At 67.9% G+C, this 6,633-nt stretch carries 4 protein-coding genes and 1 rRNA gene; 1 reads left to right on the forward strand and 4 read right to left on the reverse strand.

The window, feature by feature from the left end:
• Positions 1-52: 52 nt before the first annotated feature.
• Entirely contained in the window at positions 53-634 is a 582-nt protein-coding gene (locus D7Y21_RS26330) for a hypothetical protein (RefSeq protein ID WP_121716446.1), read from the forward strand.
• 30 nt (positions 635-664) lie between these two features.
• Here the strand turns inward: D7Y21_RS26330 and D7Y21_RS26335 are convergent, their stop codons facing one another.
• The 4 genes from D7Y21_RS26335 to rrf form a co-directional block, all read right to left on the reverse strand.
• The gene (locus D7Y21_RS26335; RefSeq protein ID WP_121716448.1) at positions 665-1,900 is read right to left on the reverse strand and encodes a KamA family radical SAM protein; all 1,236 of its coding nucleotides are present in this window, start codon (positions 1,898-1,900) and stop codon (positions 665-667) included.
• Complete coding sequence (locus D7Y21_RS26340) at positions 1,900-3,270, reverse strand: KamA family radical SAM protein (protein ID WP_120564486.1); 1,371 nt, start codon at positions 3,268-3,270, stop codon at positions 1,900-1,902. Before D7Y21_RS26340 ends, D7Y21_RS26335 begins: the two co-directional genes overlap by 1 nt.
• 116 nt (positions 3,271-3,386) lie before the next feature.
• Complete coding sequence (locus D7Y21_RS26345) at positions 3,387-6,161, reverse strand: serine/threonine-protein kinase (protein ID WP_121716450.1); 2,775 nt, start codon at positions 6,159-6,161, stop codon at positions 3,387-3,389.
• A gap of 369 nt (positions 6,162-6,530) precedes the next feature.
• Positions 6,531-6,633, reverse strand: a 5S ribosomal RNA gene (rrf, locus tag D7Y21_RS26350); the annotation flags it as partial.

The raw sequence follows: 6,633 nt of genomic DNA on the forward strand, positions 1-6,633 counted from the left end.
TGCGCTGGCTCTGACTCCGTGCCTATGATGGGTCGGATTGAGGAGCCTCCCCATGACCACCCGTCTCTCGTTGATGCTCGCTGCCTCGTCGCTCCTGCTGGCGACCCCTGCCCTCGCGGAGGAGGAAGGCCTGACGCCGGAGAAGGTGGCGGCCATCCAGCGCGATGAGGCCGCGGCTCAAGCGAAGGTGAACGAGGAGTTCGGCAACCGGAAGCCGTCGGAGATGAGCAACGCCGAGCGAGGCCAGTCCATCCGCGCCCAGCAGAAGGAAGGCGCCAAGGTCATGGAGAAGCACGGCGTCTCCGCGAAGGAGTTCGCCACCTTCACGGCCCGGATGACGCCCGAGGACAACCAGCGCGTCGCCAACGAGGCCAAGCGGCTCGACGACAAGGCCAAGGCAGAGAAGGAAGCCGAGGCGAAGAAGCGCAAGGGCGACGGCGAGGTCCACATCCAGCAGGGCTTCAGCGACTCGGACCCCGTGGAGCTGGAGTCCGCGGACGGCGCGGAGCCCTCCGTCGACGTCGACGGCAGCCTGGACAGCACAAGCACAGCGGGTGCGCCAACCGTGGAGATTGGCGACACCGCCGGCACGACGAAGGGCATGAGCCGGAAGTCCTCCAAGCGCCGCAAGTAGCCCCGCGGCGCCCGGCATCCTCCGGGGCCGTCAGCGGCCTCGGAAGCCCCACTCCCGCGACCGCGCCTGCCACACCTCGTCGTACGGGCAGGAGCAGTCGGTCTCCTCCGGCTCCGGGTACGCGTACGTCTGCCCCTTGTAGTTGCGGAACAGGGTCTCCCGCTCGCCGCGCTCGATGACGTAATCGGGCTGGAGGGTGACCTTCCCTCCCCCACCCGGCAGGTCCACCGCGAGGTGCGGCACCGCGAGCCCGCTGGTGTGCCCGCGAAGCTGCTGGAGGATCTCCAGCCCCTTGGCGATGGGCGTGCGCAGGTGCTCGCAGCCCTCCGCGACGTCCATCTGGTGCAGGTAGTACGGGCGCACGCGGCTGCGCAGGAGCACGTGCGACAGCTCCTTGATGATGCGCGCATCCGAGTTGAGCTGCCGCATCAGCACCGCCTGGTTCTCCACCGGCACGCCATGGTCCACCAGCCGCTCGCACGCCTCACGCGCTTCCGGCGTCACTTCCTTGGGGTGGTTGAAGTGGGTGATGACGTAGACGGGCGCGTAGCGGCGCAGCAGGCGCGCCAGCGAGTCCGTGACGCGCATGGGCAGCACCACCGGCACCCGCGTCCCGATGCGGATCATCTCCACGTGCGGAATCTCGCTCAGCGGCGCGAGCAGCGACTCCAGCCGCTCCTCGCTCAGCAGGAACGGGTCTCCGCCGGAGATGAGCACGTCGCGCACCTCGGGGTGGTTGCGCACGTAGTCGATGCCCCGGCGCATCTGGTCCTTGGTGAGCTCCGCCTCACCGCCCTTGGTGATGCGCCGCCGCGTGCAGTGGCGGCAGTAGACCGAGCACGTATCCAGGGCCAGGAACAGCACCCGGTCCGGATACTTGTGGACGATGCACTCCTCGGGGCGCGTCTTGTCCTCGCCGAGCGGATCCTCCAGCTCGCCGGGCCGCACCCGGGCCTCCGCGCGCACCGGAATGGACTGCATGCGCACCGGACACAACGCGTGCTCCGGGTCGATGAGAGACAGGTAGTAGGGGCTGATGCCCATCCGGAACAGCGAGGACGTCTCCTGCACCCCAGCGCGCTCCTCCGGGGTCAGGCGCACGTAGCGCTCCAGCTGCTCCAGGTTCCGCACCGAATGACGCTGCTGCCAGCGCCAGTCCGTCCACTCCGCGTCGGTCGCGGAGGGAAACAACCGGGCCCGCCCCTCGGCACTGAGCGAGGGACGGGGAGACGACAGGGGCGCCGTGGCGCCCGCGGAGGAATCCATCACGCCGCCTTGGGCTGATCCTGCCACCACGCCTGGCCGGACTCCGGCAGCGTGTCGATGGGATCGTAGTACTCGTACTTCCGATCAAGGGCGTCGGCGTCGTTCGCTTCCACGCTCGTGCGGTAGTTCTTGGTCCAGTAGGAGATGCCGCGCTCGCGGTCGTACTCCGCCACCTGGTGGATCCACCGCTTCCCCACGAACGGCACGTCGCAGACGATGCGCGGCGTGGCGAAGCCCGGCATGTAGCCCATGATGTCGTGCTGGAGCTTCTGTGCCTGCGCCACCGACAGCCGCCAGTGCTCGCTGTTGGGGATCATGTCGCACATGTAGAAGTAGTACGGCAGGATCTTCGCGTGGTCGAGCAGCGTGAAGCACAGGTCCAGCAGCGCCTTCGGGCTGTCGTTCACGCCGCGCAAGAGCACGCCCTGGTTGCGCACGTCGCGGAAGCCCATGTCGAGCAGCTTGCGCACCGCCTTGCCCACCAGCGGCGTGAGCTGCTGCGCATGGTTCACGTGCGTGTGCAGCGCCAGGTCCACGCCGCGCTCGACGGCCTTCTTCGCCAGGCGGTCCAGACCGGCCAGGACGCTGTCCTGGAGGAAGTGCTGCGGCAGCGCCATGAGGCCCTTGGACGCAAGCCGGATGTCGCGGATGTTCGGGATGTCCATCAGCGCGCTGACGAACGGCTCCAGCGCCTGGATGGGCAGGTTCGCGATGTCGCCGCCGGACACCACCACGTCGCGCACGGTGGGCGTGCGGCGCAGGTAGTCCAGCATCTGCTCGTAGCGCTCCTTCTGCCCCGTCGCGAACTTGTGCTTGGACACCTGCGGGACGTCGTTGCCCACCAGGTCCATGCGCGTGCAGTGGCCGCAGTACTGCGGGCACGTGGGCAGCATCTCCGCCAGCACCTTCGTCGGATAGCGGTGCGTCAAACCCTCGACGACCCACATGTCCGCCTCGTGGAGGCTGTCACGGCTGGCGCGCGGGTGGTTCGGCCAGTCCGTGCGGCGGTCGGCGAGCGCCGGCAACATGTACTTGCGGACCGGGTCGTTCCACAGGTCCTCCAGGTTCATGGTGTTGAGCATCTGGGGCGGGACGAGGATGGACATCGTCGCCCGCTCCTTCTGGTCCAACTCCATGCTCGCGGCCAGGTCGTCCGGCAGCAGCGCCCCGAGCGTCGCCCGCAGCTCGCGCAGGTTCTTCACGGTGTGCTTGCGCTGCCACACCGAGCTCTCCCACTCCGCCGCGGTGACGTCCTTGTAGCCCGGGATGCGCCGCCAGTCGGGCTCCACGAACTCCTGGCGAAGGGGATAGGTGAAAGGCTGCTGCGCGGGGCCAGCGTCGGGCTTGCCTCGAGTGGACGTCATGCTCATGAACACATCACCTCAACGTAAGGAGCGTCGTGGGCGAGGCGTCATAGCCTGCCCCCTGACATCCCTGTTCAACAATCGCCAGGGGCACAAGATGCCCCATGGCGCGGTGCGTCCGTTCAATTCACCGGGACGTTGATGAGCTTGGCCACATTCTCCGTATCGATGACCACGACCTGGGGCTTGGTCGACTTGCCATTGAGCTTGAAGACGACCTTCCGCTTGCCCACCGGCAGCTGCAGCGGATTGCCCAGCGGTACGGGGCTCACGCGACCCGTGTTCTTCCCATCCACCCAGATTTGAGCGCCCGCCGGCGACGTACTGCAGGCGAACTTGCCCATCGCGGCAGCAGCGGGCTTCGGCTTGGGCTCCGGAGGAGGCTTCGGGGTCGGCGCCACGGCCACGGGCGGGGGCTTGGGCTTCGGCTCTGGAGGCGTGGGCTTCGGCTTCGGCTCGGGCGGCGGTGCTTCCTCCACCATGTCCACGGCGACACGAACCTCGGTGTTCCCGCTGGACGTGAAGTCGCCAGAGAACGGCTTGAAGCCCGAGCGCTTCGCCGTGAACGTGTACTTCTTGCCCATCTCCAGGTCGCCGAGCTTCGCGCCGGGCAGCGTGCCCAGGGACTTGCCGTCGACGGAGATCTCCGCGCCCTCCTGTCCTTCGAACAGGGCGGTGAACGTCGTCGGAGCGGGAGGCTCGACGGGCTTCTCCGGGGGCGTCTCCGGCGTCGTGGGCGGAGGCGTGTTGTCCACCACCACCGGCGGCGCCGTGGGCGGAGGCTCCGGGGGCTTGGGTTCCTGAGGCTTCGGAGTCGGCGCATCCGACCTCAGGCTGAGGAGGATGGGGGCCGCCGCCTGCCCCGCGGTGACCTCGATCTGCTGCGTCACGGGCTGATAGCCCGGCGCCGAGGCGGTCACGCTGTGGATGCCCGCGGACAGCTCGATGACCTGGTTGGCGTTCACGGGCTCACCGTCCACGAGGACGGTGGCGCCCACCGGCGCGACGAAGTTCACGGAGCCCGTGGACGAACCACGGACCACGAAGATCACCGCGACCAGGAGGAGCAGGGCCGCGCCCGCGGCCATGCCGATGATGGCGGGCTTGGGCAGAGGCTTCTTCGGTCCAGCGGGCGCCTTGGCCTTCTCGACCTTGGCGGCCGGGACCGGCTTCGCCATCTTGGAAGCCTTCTGGGGGATGGTCGCCGGACCGTCGGCCTCGTCGTCGTAGGGCGGCTCTTCGCCGTCCTGCCCTTCGTCGCCGTAGTCGTCCTGACCGTCGCCCTCGTACTCGTCGCCCTGGTCGTCGTAGGCGCCTTCCGGGTCCTCCTCGGCCGCCTGGGCACGCAGGCCATTGTGGCGGGAGCCCACCGGGAGGGTGATGTTGCCCGTGGTCTCCTCTTCCTCGGGATCCAGCACCGGGGCCGCCGAGCCACCGCGGGAGCGCGAAGGCGGCGCCGTCGGAGCCGGACCAATCATGGTCGCGCCCGCGTAGGCCTCTCCGCCCTCGTCCCCGATGATGACCTGGGACTTGGGGCCGCTCTTGCCCTTGCCGCCTCTTCCTTCGTCCTGAGCGTAGGGAGAGGCGCTCGTGTGGTGCCCGGCCCGGTCGATGGGATTCTCCGAGCGGCCGGTGATGCTGTCGTCCACGACGACGCTGCTGTCCGCGATCCGCGTCTCCGGGGCGCGGAACGTGTGCGTGGAGTCGACGATCTGCGTCTTGTCCGCGGCGCCGTCCATCTCCGCCAGCTCTTCAGCGCTGGGCGGAGGGATGTAGCCAGGCGCGGGCTGTGCGGGCGCAGTGGAGGCGCGGCCCACGGGAGAACCGGTGGCCGACGGCGCCGGCGACCTCTTTTGCGCGGTCGCACGGGGGGGCGCTGCCACCGGAGGAGGCAGCGTCACACCCGAGTGCTCGATCTGATCCGGGCGCTCGACGGAGGCGTAGCGCTCCATCTTCTCCGCCTCGCGGAGCATGTCCTCGGCGAAGGCCTCCTTCATGAAACCGGACAGGTGCTTCGACGAGTAGATGGCGTCCCCCGCGAGGAGGAAGCGCATCAGGTCCTCCTGGAGGTCCGAAGCCCACTGGTAGCGGTCCTCGGGCTCGCGCGCGAGCGCCTTGAGGACGACCTTCTCCAGACCCGCGGAGATGTTCGGGTTGAACTCGCGCGGCAACGGGATGTCCGCGTTGCGCACCTTCTCCAGCGTGGAGAAGTCGGACTCGCCCACGAAGAGCTTCTCGCCCGTGAGCATTTCGTAGAGCAGCACGCCGACCGCGAAGATGTCGCTGCGCCGGTCGATGGGCATGCCCCGGACCTGCTCCGGGCTCATGTAGCCGAACTTCCCCTTGAGGATGCCGGCCTGCGTCTTCTGCGAACGGTTGGCGGCCTTGGCGATGCCAAAGTCGATGATCTTCACCTCGCCTTCGTACGAGACGAGGATGTTCTGCGGAGACACGTCGCGGTGGATGATGTGCAGGTCCTGGCCGCGCGCGTCCTTCTTGCGGTGCGCGTAGTCCAGGCCCTCACACATCTTGGAGACGATGAACACCGCCTGTGCGGTGGGCATGATCTCCTTGCGGCGACGATAGCGTTCCAGGAGCGTGCGGACGTCACGGCCCGCCACGTACTCCATGGCGATGAAGTACGTGTCCTCGTGCTTCCCGAGCTCGTGGATGTGCACGATGTTGGCGTGGTTCAGCTGAACGCTGATCCGCGCCTCGTCGATGAACATCGTGATGAACTCGTCATCCTCCGCCATCGTCGGAAGGATCTTCTTGATGGCCAGGATGCGCTCGAAGCCTTCGACGCCAAAAGCCTTCGCGATGAAGACCTCGGCCATACCGCCGACGTTGACGCGCTCGAGGAGCAGGTACTTCCCAAAGAAGGTCGGCTTCTTCATCTCGCGGGGCTGCCCGGCGCCGGCGAGTACGGACCGCGGCAGGCGGTGCGCAAACCGGGGGGAGCAGTGACTCTAGATCCAGTGGGAACGGCGGTCAAACATCCACGACGACGCGATTCCCCAACGAATCCGAGAGCTTGGCGTCTTCTCACCCCAAAACTGACCCACCCGCCTTCCCGCGTCGCCCCGGCATGGCCTACCGCGAGCGCAGGACTCCGCGCACGCCGGGCGAAATCGCTCCAGGAGCGGAGGCAGCAGGAGCCCCCGGCGAGCAAGTATCAGCGCTCAAGCCAGGTGCGGCGGCCCGTGACACAAGCCCGCAAAGACAAAGCCCCTGGCGCCTTGCGGCGTCAGGGGCTTTCAAAAAGAATCCGGCAGCGACCTACTCTCCCACGCGGTTTCCCGCGGAGTACCATCGGCTCTGGAGGGCTTAACTTCCGTGTTCGGGATGGGAACGGGTGTGACCCCTCCG

Origin of the sequence: Corallococcus sp. AB045 (assembly GCF_003668895.1) — a bacterium.
In the GTDB taxonomy this organism is placed as follows: domain Bacteria; phylum Myxococcota; class Myxococcia; order Myxococcales; family Myxococcaceae; genus Corallococcus; species Corallococcus coralloides.